Source organism: Paenibacillus sp. FSL R10-2782 (genome assembly GCF_038592985.1).
Classification (GTDB): Bacteria; Bacillota; Bacilli; order Paenibacillales; family Paenibacillaceae; genus Paenibacillus; species Paenibacillus terrae_C.
The window spans coordinates 4,142,221-4,161,226 of record NZ_CP151951.1 but is presented as its reverse complement, the minus strand read 5'-3'; the positions used below and the strand labels follow the sequence as shown (position 1 = coordinate 4,161,226).

The 19,006-nt window shown below is 47.2% G+C and carries 16 protein-coding genes; 12 read left to right on the top strand and 4 right to left on the bottom strand.

The window, feature by feature from the left end:
• Positions 1–246: 246 nt before the first annotated feature.
• From NST83_RS18785 to NST83_RS18770, 4 genes are all read left to right on the top strand, one after another.
• A complete protein-coding gene (locus NST83_RS18785; protein WP_342415252.1) occupies positions 247–897 on the top strand; it encodes a hypothetical protein in 651 nt (216 codons plus the stop codon).
• Entirely contained in the window at positions 894–1,064 is a 171-nt protein-coding gene (locus tag NST83_RS18780; protein WP_342415251.1) for a hypothetical protein, read from the top strand. The genes NST83_RS18785 and NST83_RS18780 overlap by 4 nt, the downstream gene beginning before the upstream one ends.
• A gap of 265 nt (positions 1,065–1,329) precedes the next feature.
• Positions 1,330–1,497, top strand: a complete 168-nt coding sequence (locus NST83_RS18775; protein WP_342415250.1) for an aspartyl-phosphate phosphatase Spo0E family protein — start codon at positions 1,330–1,332, stop codon at positions 1,495–1,497.
• Between the two features lie 66 nt (positions 1,498–1,563).
• Positions 1,564–1,758, top strand: a complete 195-nt coding sequence (locus tag NST83_RS18770; protein WP_342415249.1) for an XRE family transcriptional regulator — start codon at positions 1,564–1,566, stop codon at positions 1,756–1,758.
• Between the two features lie 51 nt (positions 1,759–1,809).
• Here NST83_RS18770 and NST83_RS18765 read toward each other — a convergent pair whose 3' ends face one another.
• Positions 1,810–2,763 carry an AEC family transporter gene (locus tag NST83_RS18765; protein ID WP_342415248.1) on the bottom strand — a complete coding sequence of 318 codons (954 nt, stop codon included), beginning with the start codon at positions 2,761–2,763 and terminating at the stop codon, positions 1,810–1,812.
• Between the two features lie 24 nt (positions 2,764–2,787).
• Positions 2,788–4,509 carry an NAD-dependent malic enzyme gene (locus NST83_RS18760; protein WP_342415247.1) on the bottom strand — a complete coding sequence of 574 codons (1,722 nt, stop codon included), beginning with the start codon at positions 4,507–4,509 and terminating at the stop codon, positions 2,788–2,790.
• A gap of 398 nt (positions 4,510–4,907) precedes the next feature.
• Here NST83_RS18760 and NST83_RS18755 point away from each other — a divergent pair, with 398 nt between their 5' ends.
• From NST83_RS18755 to NST83_RS18740, 4 genes are read left to right on the top strand one after another with little or no spacing between them, the layout of a single operon-like run.
• Positions 4,908–6,029 (top strand): glycosyltransferase family 2 protein, encoded by a 1,122-nt coding sequence (locus NST83_RS18755; RefSeq protein ID WP_342415246.1) that lies wholly within the window; start codon positions 4,908–4,910, stop codon positions 6,027–6,029.
• A 4-nt stretch (positions 6,030–6,033) separates the two neighbouring features.
• Positions 6,034–7,299 carry a transporter gene (locus tag NST83_RS18750; protein ID WP_342415245.1) on the top strand — a complete coding sequence of 422 codons (1,266 nt, stop codon included), beginning with the start codon at positions 6,034–6,036 and terminating at the stop codon, positions 7,297–7,299.
• On the top strand, positions 7,283–8,509 hold the full coding sequence (locus NST83_RS18745) for a glycosyltransferase family 4 protein (protein WP_342415244.1): 1,227 nt from the start codon (positions 7,283–7,285) through the stop codon (positions 8,507–8,509). The genes NST83_RS18750 and NST83_RS18745 overlap by 17 nt, the downstream gene beginning before the upstream one ends.
• Complete coding sequence (locus NST83_RS18740; protein WP_342415243.1) at positions 8,469–9,380, top strand: glycosyltransferase family 2 protein; 912 nt, start codon at positions 8,469–8,471, stop codon at positions 9,378–9,380. The genes NST83_RS18745 and NST83_RS18740 overlap by 41 nt, the downstream gene beginning before the upstream one ends.
• On the opposite strand, the gene NST83_RS18735 is transcribed toward NST83_RS18740, so the two are convergent.
• Positions 9,348–10,052 (bottom strand): response regulator, encoded by a 705-nt coding sequence (locus NST83_RS18735; RefSeq protein WP_137060001.1) that lies wholly within the window; start codon positions 10,050–10,052, stop codon positions 9,348–9,350. The two genes, NST83_RS18740 and NST83_RS18735, sit on opposite strands and share 33 nt — an antisense overlap.
• A gap of 45 nt (positions 10,053–10,097) precedes the next feature.
• Here NST83_RS18735 and NST83_RS18730 point away from each other — a divergent pair, with 45 nt between their 5' ends.
• The 3 genes from NST83_RS18730 to NST83_RS18720 are packed head-to-tail and all read left to right on the top strand — an operon-like array spanning position 10,098 to position 16,739.
• Complete coding sequence (locus tag NST83_RS18730; protein ID WP_342415242.1) at positions 10,098–10,547, top strand: hypothetical protein; 450 nt, start codon at positions 10,098–10,100, stop codon at positions 10,545–10,547.
• Entirely contained in the window at positions 10,544–12,277 is a 1,734-nt protein-coding gene (locus NST83_RS18725; protein WP_342415241.1) for an ATP-binding protein, read from the top strand. The genes NST83_RS18730 and NST83_RS18725 overlap by 4 nt, the downstream gene beginning before the upstream one ends.
• 34 nt (positions 12,278–12,311) lie before the next feature.
• A complete protein-coding gene (locus NST83_RS18720) occupies positions 12,312–16,739 on the top strand; it encodes a hypothetical protein (protein ID WP_342417997.1) in 4,428 nt (1,475 codons plus the stop codon).
• Positions 16,740–16,784: 45 nt separating this feature from the next.
• On the opposite strand, the gene NST83_RS18715 is transcribed toward NST83_RS18720, so the two are convergent.
• Positions 16,785–17,480, bottom strand: a complete 696-nt coding sequence (locus NST83_RS18715; RefSeq protein ID WP_342415240.1) for a response regulator transcription factor — start codon at positions 17,478–17,480, stop codon at positions 16,785–16,787.
• Positions 17,481–17,635: 155 nt separating this feature from the next.
• Here NST83_RS18715 and NST83_RS18710 point away from each other — a divergent pair, with 155 nt between their 5' ends.
• Positions 17,636–18,985 carry a sugar phosphate nucleotidyltransferase gene (locus NST83_RS18710; protein WP_342415239.1) on the top strand — a complete coding sequence of 450 codons (1,350 nt, stop codon included), beginning with the start codon at positions 17,636–17,638 and terminating at the stop codon, positions 18,983–18,985.
• Positions 18,986–19,006: the final 21 nt, after the last annotated feature.

Sequence of the window (19,006 nt, the reverse complement as noted above, 5' to 3'; positions counted from 1 at the left end):
AGGAAGTAAGTAGATTCGCTACATAACCCCTAGTGATAACTGAGGAGCTGGTAGTTGGGTAGGTCATAAGCTGGAAGAGTATCCGAACAGAACGTAAGTTTAATTTATTGTTAATTAAATACTTTTTCTAAAATGAGGTTGACTTTTTTAATTGATTTAATGTTCGACAAAATTCCCCTTACTTCTCACTATACAAAGTGTAATATTTTTAACTGTTTGAAATATTTGTATAGGAGAAGAATTATTATGAAAATTTTCAAGAAAGTGTTCGTTCCTTTATTGGCATCAGTATTACTCTGCGCGACTGTTTTACCTTCGGTGAGTAATGCTGAACAAGTCACTAAGCCAGAGGTAAACCTAGTTCAAATAGAAGTTATTCAGACTGATCGTGGAGAGGCCACTGTAACAACAAACTTTAATGATGGCAATCATAGAATAACGACTGTTGTTGAGAATGGAAAAACAACTAAAATTGAGTATTTCCCACAAGATCAAACTTTGCTGATTGACGGTGTAAAACAGGAGAACTTTAATGTTAAAGAGAGCCGTTCTGATTTTTCGTTAAATGCTGTTCCTTCAGGTGGAACCTTTGTAGGCAAGTTTGATTACTCCTATGATTGGGTGAACGTAGGAATAACTTATGCAGCAGCGGCAATAGCAACTATTACTAAAGCACCTGTATCAACGATTCTTGCAATTATAGGCGTTGGAGCAAGTTTGAATACCGTATCTTATTACACTATTTATCAATATTCGTATCCTAGAAAGTGTGAAGCTATCCCTTACGCTAATCATACGGTGTTCTATCAAGATGCATCACGAAACAAAGTAACTGGTACGACTGACTCTGCAAAGTTCTTTAGTTCGCAACCATACCCTATCGGATGTACTCCATGAACAAATTTTTAAAACGTTATGCTAGTATTTTGCTAGGCTATGCAATAGGTTTGGGAATATTTTATGCACTGGGGTATAAGTTTCATGCTATGATGTTTTATATTATTTTGACTGGAACTGTAACTGGAGAGATAATCAATTTTGCATTGTCAAAACGAGAGAAATGAATCGGTCTATCCCTTGATTGCATTAAAAATCAAGGGATTTTTTCTCATTATTTATGAAAAGAGATCAAACTGTAAAAGGGTTGTTATCCAAACCAAAGGAACCTCTGTCCCCACTTTAGTAGTGGAGACGGAGGTTCCTTTGCGTAAAACTTGGGGACTTCCCAGTTTATGCGAACTTTTGGAACTGCTCTTTTTTTGCTGGGATCATCATTCATAAATCCAAAAAAGTCTTTTTATTATAAAATATGACATATAGGAGGAGGTCATGCTGATGAATCAAGGTGTGACTTTACTTCGTGTCGAGAGAGCCATGAGGAAACTGTATCAAGTTCAGAAAAAGTACGGATTTTTAACACATCCCAAAGTGATTGAACAATCCAAGAAGCTGGATGATCTGCTGAATCATTACCAAACGGGCAAATCAGAGCATTAAGTTAATGGGTGTATTACGTGTTGTATCATACTATGATTTCAAAAACCAGGCTTGGAGGTAATAAAATTGAATCGACGAAATGCTGTAACCCCTTTTGGGTGGGAGATCAAACAAAAACTGATCGAGAAAAGAATGGATCAAAAAACGTTTTGTACTACATATCATATTCCGGCCTCCAGATTGTCCAAACTCATTCACGGGACACGTAAGGCTACGAGATATAGAAAGCAAGTATCCGAATTGCTTGGAATTGAAGAATAACGTATCTTTATCTATTTCTGGAGAAAGTCAGCTCTATCTATACGCATGAATTCACACCAGCAGTGAAATAAGCACGGGCAGTGTAGCAAGAGAAATGACCGCACTAATGACGAAAGCAGAGGCCGTTTCCGATTCCAGACTTTCAAAACGCGTAGCAATCATGGCAGCGACGGCTGAGCCAGGGAAGGAAACGAGCAATACGGCTTTTACCGTATCGGCAGACGAAAGACCGCACAGGTAGGCAAGCAGTAGCATCAATAGAGGTTGTACTACCGTTTTTAACAGCGCGATGGCAATGGCGGTTATGCTGAAACTGATATTGCGCACACCTATGGTCACACCGACCGCGAATAAAGCGGCCCCGGATGTAATATCCCCGATTTGATTGAACGATTTGTTCAGTAAATCCGGGGAGTGGAAGCCGAACAAGGTCAAAATAACACCAATAAGCGGCACCAGCGCCAGCGGTTCTCTTAAACCGTGGAGAATGGAGTCCCCAATAAGCTTTCCGAGGTGACCATTCCGCTCTTTGCCTGAGTTCCGGCTGGCGACGGTAGCTATAATGGTAGCCGCTGGATCAAGAACAGCATTGACTACAATCCCCGTAATCGCAATCGGGATAGCTACAGCAGAGGAACCGTAGATGGCACCCAGCACCGGAATGCCCATAAAGGCAAACGTCGGCTGGGCCGAGTTCAAAGCAAACATGGATGCATCCTTTACCGATTGCTTCACCGCAAACCGACCCACCAGCAGGAGGACGGCATAAAAGCCGACAATACCGATGAACAGAGCCAGCAAGAAAGGCCATTGCTCGATAAGAGATTTCCTGCTGGTGGTCGTAATGCCGATAAATAAATGCGCGGGTAGCGCAAATTTGGTAACCAGTGAATTTAGGGCTTTCGAGGAAGAGGCATCGAAGCTTTTGTAATGGCCTGCCAACCACCCTAAAATAATAACGAAGAAAATAGGCACCAAAATGTAAAAGATATGTCCGACACTCATGGATTGTTCCTCCTGAAAGCCCTCTTAATGCGGGTGGTGTATTACGTTTTCCACTGCTTTTACCTTCGCATATTCCGGCTTCCACATCGCATCCCGAACGGCTTGCTCGATATCTGAAATGCGTGCCTGAGCCACCTGATCCTGAATCGCAGCTTTTCCTACTGCAACAGCAACGGCAAACGATACATCCCGTAATTTTCGGATGTTGGGAAGCAATGCGCCTCCGGGTTGATCGGTATCCACCCCATTGGCAACAGCGTCTGCCGCAGCGGTAAACATGGCGGGTGTAATTCTTTTTGCTCGGACCACAATTGCGCCCAGACCAAGCCCCGGAAAAACAAAGGCGTTATTCGCCTGTCCAATTTCAAATTTCGTTCCGTTATAGCTAACAGGTTCAAAGGGGCTTCCGGTAGCGATTAAGGCCTTGCCATCTGTCCATCGAATCAAATCCTCCGGCACGGCTTCCGCCAGGTTCGTAGGGTTAGACATCGGCATAATAATGGGACGCTCCACATGCTTGGCCATTTCCTTGATCATCTCTTCGGTAAAGGCACTCGCTACACCGGAAGTTCCGATCAATATCGTAGGCTTCACCTGTCGGATGACCTCCAGCAGCGATATTTTGCCGTCATCAGACCGGGTCCAGGAGCTGACTTCTTCCTTGCTGCGCACATACGGCTTCTGATAATCCAATACATCCTCCATATCGTCCGTTAGCAGACCTCGATAATCAAAGGCCCAAAAGGACTTGAAGGAATCCTTTTCTGCAAGGCCGTCCACGATCATGGCCCCGCGAATTTGGTCGGCGTTGCCGATTCCCGCTGCTCCCGGGCCGAAGACCAGTATTCGTTGCTCACGCAGCGGAACCTTGGTGACGCCTACCGCCGAAAGAATTGCAGCCAAGGTTACGGCTCCCGTACCCTGAATGTCATCGTTAAACGTGAGAATACTTTGACCGTATTTTCCGATAATATGGCGTGCATTCACACTACCCACGTCTTCCCAATGCAAAAGCGCCTTTGGGAATTGAGCTAACGTTTTGCTGATAAAGGTATCAATAAACTGGTTATAAGCCTCTCCGCGAACCCGTTTATGGCGGTTTCCGATATACAGCGGATCATTCAGCAGTTTTTCATTGTTCGTGCCCACATCCAGCACAATCGGCAGCACCCGCCCCGGGTGTATTCCTGCCGCAGCCGTATATACAGCCAGCTTGCCGATGGCAATATTAATGCCTCCCACACCCCAGTCACCAATCCCCAAAATACTTTCGGAATCCGTCACGACAATCAGATCTACATCCTCACCGCTCAGGCCAGAATTATAGAATGCTTGTCCGATGCCGTTCGGGTTATCAATCGACAAATAGACGCCGCCGGGGCGATTATACTCATGACTATATTCCTGAATCGCGGTCCCAACCGTAGGAGTGTAGACTACAGGCAGCATCTCACTCAAATGGTCGGTTAGCAGCCGATAGTACAGCACGACATTTCGATTGTGAAGGTCGTTTAGGGAAGCGTTTTTGCGCAGCATGGTCGGTTGTGCCAAAAATTGCTGGTACGCCCGAACGCTCTGTTTTTCCAGAGAAAGGATGGTTGGCGGAAGAATTCCTTCAAGCCCCAGTTCTTTGCGTTCCTCTTCGGTAAAAGCGACCCCCTTGTTCAAAAGAGGATTGGCTAATACATCCTTACCCCGTAGCGGGGTGGATAATGACCCGTCCTTATTCACATAAAATGCTTCCATAGAAATAACCTTCTTTCACTTCGTATTGATGACCATTTGTGATGAAAGATGACATGTTATCCATAGTATGGACGCGTGAATCTGATTTATTCGCCTAGTTTTCTATGACAAAATAACCATAATGTATTCTGTTTTTGATCAAAAAGAACTATATATGAGAATGGGGTACAAGGTCTTTTTACACTTATTTTTACAGGGAAAAGTAGGTCTAAATACTTGTTTTCTGATAAATGTGAAATATCAGTCTCATTTCGACATTATCCATATATATCAAGATGTGTGAGCTATTTTATTAAAAAAATATGAAGGATTTGCAGCTATGTTTAATCCCTATAAGCGAACATTTTTAAATCCTTTTCAACAAAATAGAACTACCCGGAGGGAAAGGAGATGTTTGTGTGCAGGGACCTATAGCCATTTTTAGCGATAACCACAGGGCTATTGATTATCCCAACGTGATTTATTTTTACGAGTATATACAGTGTGAGGATCAGGAGGCTACTTCAGTCTATGAAGACGCATGCTGCTGCCTGATTGATTACAGGGAGCCTGGACAGGCTGTATGGGTAGCCAATCAGATTCGTAGCCGATTTCCGCAGATGCCGCTGTTGCTGGTGACGGATGTATCGCATCCGTTCAGTGATCAGCATATGGTGCAGATTACCGGAATAGGCCGTTTGCGCCTGCTGTTTTGGCAAGCCCATGACAACGAAGAATTGCTTTCCGAAATTCAAAGCTTGCTCTATCCCGAGTATTCAGCCAAAAGTCGGCATATTGCTTTTATCTTGTCTGTGTATAACGAGGAGCAGCGTTTTGTGCATGTCAAGAAGTTTGCTGAACGGCTGCAAGCCTTTATCCGCAGCCATATTGTAGAGGGCTCCATTTATCTCATTGATGATGGCAGTCACGATGGGACGAATGCCTTGATCAAAGCGCTGGAGGCAGCGACAGACCTGTCCGTGAACCGGATTAATCAGAATCTGAGTCCGCTGCTTCAAACCAGGGAACTGGGACGCAATACCCGCAAGGCAGGAACGTATCTGGAAGGGATGCGTACCATCGGCGCGGATTACTATGTATTTGTGGACGCGGACGATTCCTTTTTTATTGAGGATATTGCCAAAATGATTAATGTCGTTCGGCAGGGCTACTATGATGTGGTGATTGGAACCAAGGACATGACGGCTGAAAACCGTTCCTTATTACGATCTGTAGTCAGTTTCGGCAAACGTGTCATTTCGCGGCCGTTTTTACCGACAGGCGTGGTAGATTCCCAAACAGGGCTTAAAGTGATGAGTTCGGTCGCTGTGAAGAGGATGTTCCCGCATTTGAAGGAACAGCTCGGACTGGCGCTGGATCTGGAAATGATGTTTATCGCCAAGCGACTCCAGCTTCGAGTGCTGCAATTACCTGTCAAGTGTATTGACCGGGACGGATCGCACATCCATGTCTGGAAGGATTCTATTCGTTTTTTGCGCTCCATCATTGATATTTGGCGACTGGATCGGCGGGTGAGATAAGTACGTGACAAACCGCCTGCGAACGTTGATGTTTCCTCTATTTAATGTGCTGCTGAACGGCTTTAATTTTTTCTTCCATATTGCAGCGAGCTGGTATCTTACCGGACAAGCTTATGGTCAGGCGAATGCGCTGCTGGCCCTCTTTGCACTTTTGTCCGTTTTGGGTCTGTCCATTCAGCTATTAACAGCCAAGCTGGTCTCCAAGGGAGACAAGAAGCTTCCATTGAGCAGCTTGCCACTTGGTTCCCTATTGCTAAAAGCACCACTGTTGCTAACCGCGCTTGCCATAGTCATTTTGCTGGCGTTTCATCCGCTGCTGCGCTCGCTATTAGGCGTGGATTCTGGCCCGCTGTTCATGCTGTATGGCTTGGTAGGGCTGCATATTCTCGTCAGCTCGTGCCGTGGAGATTTACAGGGCAGGGAACGCATGCTGGCTCTCAATATCAACTATTACATTGAGGTTTTAGGAAAGCTGAGCCTGTTTTTTATACTGGCTGCGTCAGGGCTTAAACTGGAGGCTTTGCTGCTGGCAAGCTGTGGGGGAATGCTGCTGTCGCTGCTTCACGGCTGGGCTGTTTCGGTTCGAGGCTTATCCTTACTCGGTCATGCCAGGGAACGTATACCTTCCGGGCTATGGAAATCACTAGGCCAGGATTTTACGGATAGTCTTATTACGAATTTATTTATTTTGTTCTGCATTTCCATTGACATGCTGTATGTGCAGCATTATTTTCCCGAACAGGCCAGTGGCTATGCGATTGCGCTGAAATATAGCCAGTTGGTCTATTACGTGTCGTACAGCCTGATTGCCGCCTTTATACCAAAGCTCGGTGCGCAGGGTCATGATCGCCAAGCCCTGGGCAAGCTGGTTGCCGTCTATGCCGGATTAATGGCTGTTGCAGCGATCTGTGTATATGTAGGCACCACCTTTGTATTCCCGCCCTCTATTCCCGCACTATTCGGGTCTTCATACCAGTCGGCAGAAGCCTATATTCCGCTAGGGGGATGGGTGTATTGGCTGTTTTCTATCGTGCTGTTCTTTGTTCATGTGCATGTGTTGGTGGGCAGGCGCAAATTTATGTTCGGGCTGCTGGCCGGAGCTGCAACTTTATTGGCAGCCTTTCATATTGCGCATCAAAACCCGTCTGACTTTCTGCTATCTGAATTGATTGTTTACGGCGCCATGTCTTTCTACTTTGTGGTAGATGCCTATGTATATTTGTTCAAAATAAAGCTAAGGGGGGATTCAACCCGTGAATACAATGCCTGAACAGGATGGTAAAACCGTAGTTCTGTTGCTCTCCTGGCGTGACATTCGTTCACCTAAAAGCGGGGGAGCCGAAATTTTCACCCACGAAATGCTCAAACGCTCGCAGCAAGACCGTTTTCAGTTTATTCATTTTTCGCCCAGGTTCGAGGGGATGCCCGAGGAAGAAATCATAGACGGAATTACGTATATCCGAAAAGGAAACATCTATAGCGTTATTTATTATGCCATGCGCTATTATCGCCATCATCGTAAGTATATTGATTATGTGATTAATCAGGCGAACACGCATCAGTTTTTCACCCGTTTCTGGGTGGAGGCGCCCAAGCGAATTTTCTTTATACATCAGCTAACAAGGGAAATATGGTTTGAAAATGCTGGATTCCCGCTAAATCATATCGGATATCGCTTGGAGCCATTGATGCTCAAGCTTGCTCGTAAGGATCGGACAATTACCGTATCCCCATCTACCCGTTATGATCTGCTCAAGCTGGGCTTTCACCCGGATCGTGTTCATCTACTGCCTGAAGGCATCGAGTTTGAACACTGGCCTCGGGAACAATTTTTAACCAAGGAGTCCAATCCGACCTTTATGTACGCCGGACGCTTTGTAAAATATAAAGGCATTGATCTGGTGGTTGAAGCTTTTGGAGAGCTTAAGAAAAAATTCCCGCAGGCTATGTTATGGATCGCTGGAAAAACCGATAAAACCTATGTGGCAGAACAATTATTGCCGATTATGAAACGGTATGGATTGACCTACGGAGAACCGGATGAACAGGGACAATCCCAAGCGGATATTACCTTTTACGGATTCGTTTCAGCAGAGCATAAGCTGGAGCTGATGAGCCGCGCCCACGCGCTCGTATTCCCTTCCCTGCGTGAAGGCTGGGGCTTGACGATTACTGAAGCAGCGGCTGTGGGGACTCCCAGCATCGTCAGTAATTCACCCGGACTGGTGGATGCGACGGATTTTGGGAAAAGCGGATACCTGTGCTTCCACGGCGACGTCCGGGGATTATCTGAACAAATGGAAAGAGCAGCCAACGGCGGTGAAGACTATATGGCCATGCGTGAGCGGGCGTATCAGTATGCGCTGGGATTTCATTTTGATCATACGGCGGCTGCATTTGAGCAGTTAATGGGAGATTGGGTAAAGGAGGCGGAACAGAGTGGACAAAGTGGTCATTCTCTTCTCCACGTACAACAATGAACGGACGATAGAGCCTTGTTTGCGGAGCTGTATGTGGCAAAATTACAAGGATCTGCATATCGTGATTGCCGATGACGGCTCGGAGGATCAGACGGTGGAGACGATTCGTACCCTAGCCGCAGGGAGTCCAGTACCCGTAACGATATTGGAGCTTCCTCATGGAGAGCGGGGAGTTGCCAGAGTCAAGGCGGTTGAGGAAGCTGGACGTTTGGGTGCCGAATACATACTTGTATTGGATTCGGATATGATTTTAGCCGAGCATTTGATTCAGCAGAGCATCGACTTTTTTGACCATCATCAGGACATCGGCGCATTGGTCGTTCCCGAGGAGGCCTATTCGGAGGCGGCCAACTTTTTTTCCAAAGTCAAAGTCTTTGAGCGGAATGTGATTAACAACGCGGGTGAGAGCTTGGGAAAACGTTCGATTGAAGCGGCACGCTTCTGGCGAATGAGCGCTTATGAATCGACGGGCGGATTTAACGCGGAGCAGATTGCTTTTGAAGAAATACAGCCGACCCTGCGTTATATAGAGTCTGGCGGAGTCATCCGGCGGGCGGTGTTTACCCGTGTATATCATGATGAAAAACAAGTCTATCTGCGTGATGTATTACGTAAAAAAGCTTACTACTTCTCGGTGATGGATCGTACGCTGTCGTCTGAGGAGGGGGGATTGCGGAAGGCGCTGGAACGGTGGTACTTTTTCCGTCCGGTGCTATATACATGGAGCAATCTGAAAAGCTACATTCGTCACCCGCTGCTAACGGCGGGGATGCTGTGGATGTATGCATGCCTGACCGTGATTGGGGCAGCCGCCGTGTTGAAGGGCGGCGGCCGTCACTCAGGCGATCTCGCTAAGGCGGACAAGGCGTAAGGATGAACGGCCCAAGGTCAGCGTATCCACCGTGTACAGGTCGGGATCGGAAGATTCCGACTCATCATACGGTATATACAGTGAGTGTGCAGTTAACTGAATGCCTTCCTGTGCAGGATGACGAAGCGAGCTGCCTACAGGATACAGTTCAGCCAGTGCAACGTGTACAGCAGTTACGATATCTTGCTCATTCAGCAGCACATAGGGTCGGTATGGAGCATTCAGAATGCTGTCTATAAATACCGACAGGGCAGGAGCGATGCTCTGGTCTGTGTTCAGATGTGTTCGATTGAGCTTGGCTTCATCAAGCGCCTCGTACAGTATCGTTTTCAGCGTGTCATCATCCAACTCCAGTGGTTTCGTCAAAAAGCGGAATACGCCCACTTGATTAATCGCGGATAAAATGGTTTGCGTATGCAGGTGACCTGACAAAATGATCCGCACGATATGGGGATAGTCCTCCTTGATCATACGAAGAAAGGTAATTCCGTCCAAACCAGGCATAAGCAAATCGGAAACCACGACATCAATCGGGTGCTGCTCCAGCACCTGCAAGGCTTCTTTGGTGGTATGAGCGGTATGTAAGGTGAACCTTTCTTCCGACAATGTCCGTTCAAGCAGGGATAAAACCATAGGACTGTCGTCAACAAATAGAATGTTTTGGGGTGTCATAAGAACTGCGCAACTCCAATCATGAAGTAAGAAATGAGGAACTACATGTATAATATCAGCGTTTTGGCATTTTTGAAAGATGTCAATACAGAACGGGCGTTGCGTCTTTTTTGTGAACGATTCGACTCGGCTGAACATGCGCTCTGGGAAAAAGGAATGCGTCTGCTTCACCAGTACCATGCTGCACGACATGCAGGAGTAACCCTGACCGTCTCCAGCGCACTTCAGCATATGGACGATCGTCATGATATTTACATTGTTGATCTGCGCGAGTACAGCGAAGAAGAGCTGGATCGTTTATATATTGCAAAAACCTGCGAGTTGCTGCTGCTGACGGATGGGGCAACGGAAACCGCTGCAAGGTTTGCCGCACTCCAGCGCCGGACTCCCCGGTTGCTGTGTGCACGGCTGCCGCTGGTCAGCTACGAGCTGGAGTGTCTGATGCAGGCCATTCTGGGCCGAATTGAACCGACTGGAGGGGACAGGGAAGCATGAAGCGATGGGCGTTGTTGAAACCGGGTTGGCAAAAGCTGATCCTGTACCTGCTTGTTCTGGGCGCGACCGTGCTTCTGGCGATTGCGATTCAATGGTTTATCGTTCGGGAGTTCAGCGGTCAATTGGCGGACATTCAGGACGAGCAGCTCCGGTATGAGGTGCAGGATTTGTCCAGTCGTATATCCGAGCACTACGCGGCATGGCAGGCTGAACTGAATGAGCTGGCCTCCAGCCTCGGCAGAAATATACTGAATCAGGGGACACGTCAGTATACCGAGGGCTTTAAGCGTAAAAGCGGGGCATTTTATGTGCTGGATGAACAGTATCGTGTGATTGCCGGACGTGATAACCGTGAGATGAAAAGCGCGGTACAGCAAATTAAATTGCTGCAAAATGGCTGTGCCGTAAGCTCCTTTGTGACGGAGGATCATCAGCCTGCGCAGTATATCGTGTGCAGGATTCAAGGGGCGCAGACTGGTGGCTTTATGGTGCGTACCATTGACTCCGGTATGCTCAGCGGTATCATCAAGAGTAAACCGATCAATCCGCACGAGACTTTATTTTATAATGATCAATTTAAGGTCGTAGCTTCCCTCAACACATCGGATATCAATCGGACAGACATTACGGGTGTAACCCGCAGGTTGCTGGAGGGCAATACGGGTGTTGTTGAAGATCAGGGAGTGAAACATGGCATAGGGTTCAGCCGCGTTGGGGAAGAGGCTCTTTACATTTCAGTTGAGGATGTTGATCAGGACGCTGCCCAGCGAATTAGCTCTTTTCGCAAAAAGGTGCGGCTGGTCATGGCTCTGCTATTGTTGATACTATGGGCCATGCTCGTACAGTTTCGCAAACAGATCGTGAAGGATACGCTCGTGAATAATCAGGTGCGGGACCAACGGCGGGATGAAGATATGCGTCAGCAGCAGGATACGTATTACTTGCCGTTAATGCAGACGATTGAGCAGCGGCTACAAGAGTTGCAAGAGCAGACTGCCCGCCTGACTGGCGGAGATGACTTGAAGCTGTTAGGCTTTTATCATGATCTGGCGAACCGCTTTGAAGCAGCTTCCAGTCAGGGGAAGGGAGCATCCCATGAGGAATTGGAATATTTCCGTGAGCTAAATGAAAATTTCATTCAGGGACGTCTCAAACAGGAATCCTCACTGGGAGGGCTGCTGACCGGAGTCCGCACCTTGCGTAATGAGCTGGAAGAGAAGATGCACGACAATAGCGGAATCAGCTTCACGGATATGAACGTGGTATTGTCAGAGTCGCTGAAATGGGCGAACCGTTCGATGAACATGAAGGAAATTCAGGTCATCTTGCGGCAAGAGCCTGTTCCGTCCATTGCAGCCCAAGCACCAATGCTGTACAAGACGATTCAGGGACTGCTGGAAAATGCCGTGAAGGCGATGGGACAAGTGGATGAGCTATCGGAGGTTCAGGAGCGAGGTCGTACGGGTCTGCGCTCCAAGCGACAGACTCAAGTGCTTAAGGTCAGCTCGCGGCTGGAAGAAGGAGAAATCGTTATTACCATTGAGGATACGGGCGGCGGTATTGATGACAAGATGCGTTGGAGCTATTTTCAGCCTGAATATTCGCAAAATTCGCAGGAGCATACGTTCAGCCTGTATCATATGGATGCCTATCTAAAAACAATCAGTGGCCGCTTAAAGCTGCGTAATACGGATAAAGGCTTGCAGGCAATTGTTCGTTTGAGAAGATAATCGGAAATTTCAAGAGAGGAGGGGGCCAGGCATGGTGAGAAAATGGATGTTTCGATACCGCTATGATATGGCAGCAATCTTGCTAATGCTGGCTGCGATTGGCGTTTATCTTGCGCCTATCTATGGACCGGGGCAAATCGTATTTAGTGATATTGCCTTTGGTGCCACCTCTCATCGGTACCTGGAGGAAATTATGGGGGTATGGAACGAACGGTGGTCTACCTCTACCATGTTCAATGCCCCCCGTATCCTTTATATTTTGCCCTTCTATGGATTTTCGTTGCTATTCGGAGAAAGCGGACCGGTCTTGCTCAAGTCGTTTATCACGGGTTTGCTGTTTGTTTCGGCATTTTCGATGTATGCCTTTGCCAAGCGGCTGGTCAGTGTATATTATTCACCGAGCTTTACGAAAACTCGCATTTTTGCCATCATGATTGGCGCACTGTTTTATGCACTGAATCCGTGGGTTATTTTTCGCATTCAGCATATCTACTTGCTCTGTGGATATAGCTTGTTCCCGTTAATGCTGCGCTTCTTTTTCAGCGCGGTTGATCCCAAATTTCAAATTCAGCAAATTAAAAACTATAATCCTCACAAGCTGTACCAGCGGAACTGGATAGACTTGTTTCTATTGGCTGCGGTATTTACCGTCAGTGCCGCTGCGATTCATTATTTTTTCTTCGGCATGATTTATTTGGGATTGTTCACCATGCTTTTGCTGATCAAGCTGACCTGGACGCACCGCAAGGCCGGTCGCACCTATTTACAGCCGTTATACGGCAATTTTTTGCGTAAAGGGATCATTTTTGGCGTATTCTTCGGCCTGCTCAGTTTTTACTGGTTGTCCCTGTATCTCGGCAGTATGGTGATGGATGCCCAAGCGTCGCAGCATAATATCAACGTCGTTGATACCTTGTCCCTGTTCAGCCGCAACAGCAGCTTATATAATGTGGGCTATTTACTGAGCTATTGGTGGCCTATGTTTTCCTTTTCCTCACTGCCTGCAATGTTTTATGTGGGCGGAGGATTTTTACTGCTCTTGATTGGCTATGCGATGGTGACACGCTCACACAAAAATCCGATCATTCTGATTTTTTCGCTGCTTACGTTATTATTTCTCGTCGCCGCCACCGGGACAACCTTTCCATCCATTGCCAAGTGGTTTGTCATTCTGGTGACGAAGACCCCTGTGATTGGCTCGGTTTTCCGTGATCCCAACAAGTTTATCGGGCTGATTGCCCTTAATTTCGGGGTACTGCTGACCTTCGGTGTGATTCAGTTTATGGAATGGTTTGGATCATCGCGGCTGCAACGAGTATATAAAAGGCTGGCGCTTGTCATTGTGGTCCTGTGCCTTGGCGTGTATTTTGCTCCTCTGCGCACCCAGTTCATTGAGGGGTATTACAAGCCTGTTCAAGTACCGGAGGCTTACAGTCAATTGGCTGAAAAGCTGACAGACCCGGATCGCTTTGACAGCAAAGCCTTGTATTTTCCGATTGCCGACAATATGATTCAGAGTTTCAACGGCGTAGCCACACCCAAATGGAATAAGGGTAAGACCGCGAACGAAAAGGCAACCGGAGATTTTCAGGTATATTCTTCGCCCAAAAATACGATCTTTCATCATGAAGGCAACGATCCTGGTATTACATACTATATGAACTTTCTGGAGTATCTGCTGGACAATGGACTAAGCTCGCGGTTAGGCTCGTTATTCTCCACTTTTGGGGCTAATCAGCTAGTCTACCATGACGAATATGAGGGGCAGGAGAAGCGGCAGGATTTCCATCTGTCTCAGCTGGAAGGCCAGACCGGGCTGAAACGCACATACAAGAACGGAATTTTTTCCATATTTAATTTGGATCAGGCCCCGTCTTATATGAACATATTAACGAGCAAAATTGTGACACCTTACGGCTTTAACCGACTGGAGAGTTACAGCCATCTGCCTGGATTTGATTTTAGTCGCTTCGGCGTATTGTTCAGTGCGTTAAAGCCTGAGCTAAAAACCATTCAGACGGTCAAAAAGGGGGATTATGTGGAAGCGGCCTCCTTTAACGATTTGCTGTTGTCACAGCTTCCGGCAGAGGATTATTTGCGTCCGTTTGATGTCATTGAAGACGGCAACGCCTTTTTAAAATGGTCCAAAACCTTTGCCTCGACCAGCGAATGGCTATGGTACTTATCGTCCCAAAATATACGAAATTTCCCTTTTGATATGGAAATGGACGCTGGAATTGCTGTCACCTTTGCCAGTAAGAAGCTGGATGTGGCCCCTTATCAGATGAGCAGTATTGAGGGGAAAACCGTCGTGGATTTTGATTCCATGCTGCGGACCGAAACCTTTTTCAAACCGGATAATCCGCAGTTGTTCAGCGTGGAGGCTAACCCGCGTGAGGAATTGAATGACGTGCCGACCCTGCACGGCGAGATTATGAAGGGAGACCCAAGCAATATATGGCAGGTCGCCAGATCCGGTTTACTGGAAGCCAAGGAAAATAACCCGTACCAGTTTCAGATCACTGTCTCTGGACGCGGCACGAACAAAATGCATGTTAAAATGAGATTTTATGATAAGCAGATGCGTGAGCTGGGGGTTAGCTATGTCGTAGCTCCTTCGGAGGGACATGATTTTGACGGTGTGAAATTTTACGGGGAATATGTGTCCCCGCCGGGCAGCTATTGGATGCGAATGGATTTGTTAACCCTGCAACGCCCGCAGCAAAAGAACTACTGGTGGATTCATGATATCCAATTACGTGATTTGGGACAATATAGTAGGCCCAACGCGTTTATGATGCACAAAAAGCTGGAACAGCCGCAAGCCTCGCATGTATATGCGAGAGTGTTTATGAATAAGGCAGGCGGGAAGCTACAAGTTACGCTGCCAGGTGGAGTGGTCGACATCAAGACCCGTGATGAAGGCTTGAATCAGTTCCAATGGGTTGACCTGGGAGAGCATGCTTTTCCCAAAGGGGATACCCCGATTACGGTGAATAACCTGCAAGGCTTTAATGCGGTCAACCAATTTGCGATTGTGCCTGTAGACCAACTGGATGAGCTATCTTTTCCGGTGGAGCAGGCATTGAAGCGAGGCAAGCTCTTTTTCACTCTGGAGGCCGAGAGCGATTTTAACGTCCAAGGAAATGTACAGTCAGAGCGTGCTCTGCCGAGGCTCAGCATGGGACGGGGAATCAGCTATCAGAAAGGTACATTAAGCAGGGATGTGGAGATCGCCAAAACCGGCACCTATTCCACAGCTATTCTGGCTGATTTACCTGCGGGTTACCATGGCGTATTGACAATGAAGTGGACGAATGAAGAGACAGGCAAGGTGCTTACAAGAACGATTTATACAGGTGAGTCGTATAAGCGGTTGCCCGTTACTTCTTCTTCCGAAGATCAGGTTATTGAAACGGTGCCGAATCAGGATGGCTTTGCCAAACAAATCATTCAAATTCCCGGTCTGCTAAACGATTATGGACGAGTAGAATTCAAGAAACTCTTTTTGACCAAGGGGAAGTATCGCTTAACGCTGGCGTTGGACAGTCAGGTGCCGTCCATGAGCGGGTATGGAGATATTCATCGGATGGCTGCGCAGGAAATGACGGTTAAGCCAGAGGAAAATACGAAGGAATCTTTAAGCAATGATGTAGGCTGCGTGGCGGATATTCAGCCTGGCAAGACGAGTCTGTCCTCAGATGGCGAGGGGTTGTCCATTCGTTACGCACCGAGCTATTCATGTGATTGGAATATCTATGCGTCGAAGAAGATGAAGGCTGAGCCACTACAAGAGTATGCCGTACAACTGGATGCGCGGTCAGAACAAATTGGAAGCAGGCATATGAAGGTTATTTTTTTGAATAAGGCCTCCCAAATCCTCCAGACCTCTTATATTAACGAGGTGGAGGAGCGAGATAAGGAGCAATGGAATCATTACGATCAGATTGTGAAGGCTCCGGCAGGAGCCGCCTTTATGCAGTTTCAGATTTTGGCACATGCGCATAAGAAGCAGTCAGGCTTATTTCAAATGAAGCATTATTCCATCATTCCTTATCGGGCAATGATTACGGTGGATCAGCTTACGCTGTTTGAGGGGACGGATATGGAAACCTTTTTTACGGTTCCCCATGCTTCAGAAAGTATTCAGGCTACTCGTGAAAATTCCATGGAACGCAGCTTTACGCTGTATAATCCGACGAATCAGCAGGTACTTATTCGGGAAACCGAGTCGCCTAATCCACTGTGGGAATTCAGACTGGGAAATGAAACCCAGCGTGCGCGTCTGTCGGTGAACGGAGTGACTACCGGATTTATAACGAGTGGCAACGGAAGTGGCAAGGTCGTCATTATTCTGGCTTCCGCCTACCGTTTTGGCTGGATACTGTTCATTATTGGGATACTTGGTGGAGCGGCTTGCTTCCTTCCATATCGGCGATGGATAAAACGAAAGATTCCATAGAAGGAAGTTACCATGATGCAATTCAGTAGCCATTAGAGGGCACGGCTACATCTCGTATTTGTACCCTCGGCCCCAAACGGTACGGATGTGCTGAGGATTTTTGGGATCGCGTTCGATTTTTTTGCGGAGACTGGAAATATGTACGTCAATCGTGCGATCGAGATAGGCACCGTCTCCGCCTTTAATCCGATCCATCAGCTCGCTGCGGGTAAAGACTTTGCCTGGATAGCAGGATAGCTCTTTTATAATGGAAAATTCGATTTGAGTCACTTCAACCTCCCGGTCATCGACCAACAGGCTGTGACGGTAATCATTCACCCAGACCCGCACTTTTTTGAGTTTTTTGGTTATGGCTTGGGACTCGGCAGGCATGCTGCGGCCACAGCGGCGAAGTAAGGCTTTGATACGGGCGGTTAGCTCTCTCAGGTTGAATGGCTTGCATAAAAAATCATCCGCTCCGTCTTCCAGTGCTTTAATTCTTATATTCAGAAGGGTATTGTTGGAGATCACCAGCACAGGAACCGTCGTATATTGACGGAGTTGGCCGATTAGTGCGCATTCGACCATACCGGAAAACAAAAGATCAGTCACAATAATATCAGGCTTAAAACGTATAAGTGTCGAAACTGCTTGCTTGGAATCGTAAATAAGTTCGGTAAGATAACCTTCTTCCTGAAGATGAAGGGCGATCATATCTGCCAAACTTTTTTCATCTTCAATGATAAGTATTTTAATGGACATAACTGACAGCTCCTGTACAAACAAATATACAAATACATGATGCAATCATGTATAAATTTCGATTTATGCATACTTATGTAATCGGCAAATTTATGAAAAACGAACAGTGCCAGGTGGCATGTAACTTATTAATTAAGAGGAAGAAGGTTGCATAAATGCGAATGATTTTATTATCTGGAGGTTCTGGTAAACGTCTCTGGCCTTTGTCCAATGAGAGTCGCCCCAAGCAGTTTCTTTCGATTCTGCGTCATGACGAACGACCTGAAAGTATGCTGCAACGGATTTGGCGGCAGTTAACTGAAGCAAATTTGGCAGGGGAGGCTTATTTTTCAACGAGTGGAACTCAAGCTGAGCTGATCCGTGGGCAAATTGGAGCGGATGCTGTAGTAATTGAGGAGCCTACCCGACGGGATACATTTCCAGCTATTTCCTTGGCTGCCGCCTACTTGCATGACCGGGCAGGTGCATCGCGCGACGAAGTTGTAGGGGTTATGCCAGTGGACGGATATGCGGGAGATGAGTTTTTCGAGCATTTACGCAGGCTTCCATCTATATTGGAGCAATCCGGGAGTGACATCGCACTCATGGGAGCTGTTCCAACGGAGCCTTCTGACAAATATGGCTATATTGTTCCTTCGTCATCTCCTTCCTCCAATCAGCCTTATCTCAGGGTTAGCTCATTTGTGGAAAAGCCGGATCTGATCCGTTCGGAGGCGCTGATCCGGGAAGGAGCCCTATGGAATTGCGGTGTGTTTGCTTTCAGGCTTGGTTTTTTATTGGACATGCTGGAGCAAAAGGGCCTATCATCGGACTATGCATCTCTTTCGACAAATTATGCAGAATTGCCCAAAACAAGCTTCGATATTGCGGTGGTGGAACAGACCCGTCAGCTTTCGGTGCTTCCGTATCATGGGGAGTGGAGGGATTTAGGAACATGGGATTCGCTAGTGCGGGAAATGAGTTCGGAGCTGAGCGGCCCGGGCTATATTTCGGAAGCTTCTCGTGATTCGCATATTATCAATGAACTGGAGATTCCGGTTAGCATATGGAATGTCCCGGACATCATCGTCGTTGCGGGACCGGATGGTGTGCTGGTCACCGATCGACAGTCGTCTACAGGGATTAAGGATATGGTGGCGGAAATTGAGATTGGCCCTCGTTTTGAGGAGCGCTTTTGGGGGAAACAAACGGTATTGTCTCACCAACAAGCGACCAGCGGCTTACAAACAGTTACCAAACGGGTAGTCATCTCTGCTGGAAGATTCATCAGCTATCATGAGCATCAGTTCCGTAAAGAGGTTTGGACTATTGTGTCTGGGGTGGGTAATGTCTGCATCGATGGGATAAAGCAAACGGTCAACCCCGGTGAGGTTATCGTCGTCGAGCCGGGTACGAAGCATTATATAGGTGCTGTCGAGGGGGATTTGGAGTTCATCGAATCTCAAATTGGGCATATTGTATCAGAAACCGATATTATCAGATACGAATTTCCCGACGCCATCTAATACTAGCCATCGTACCAGGTA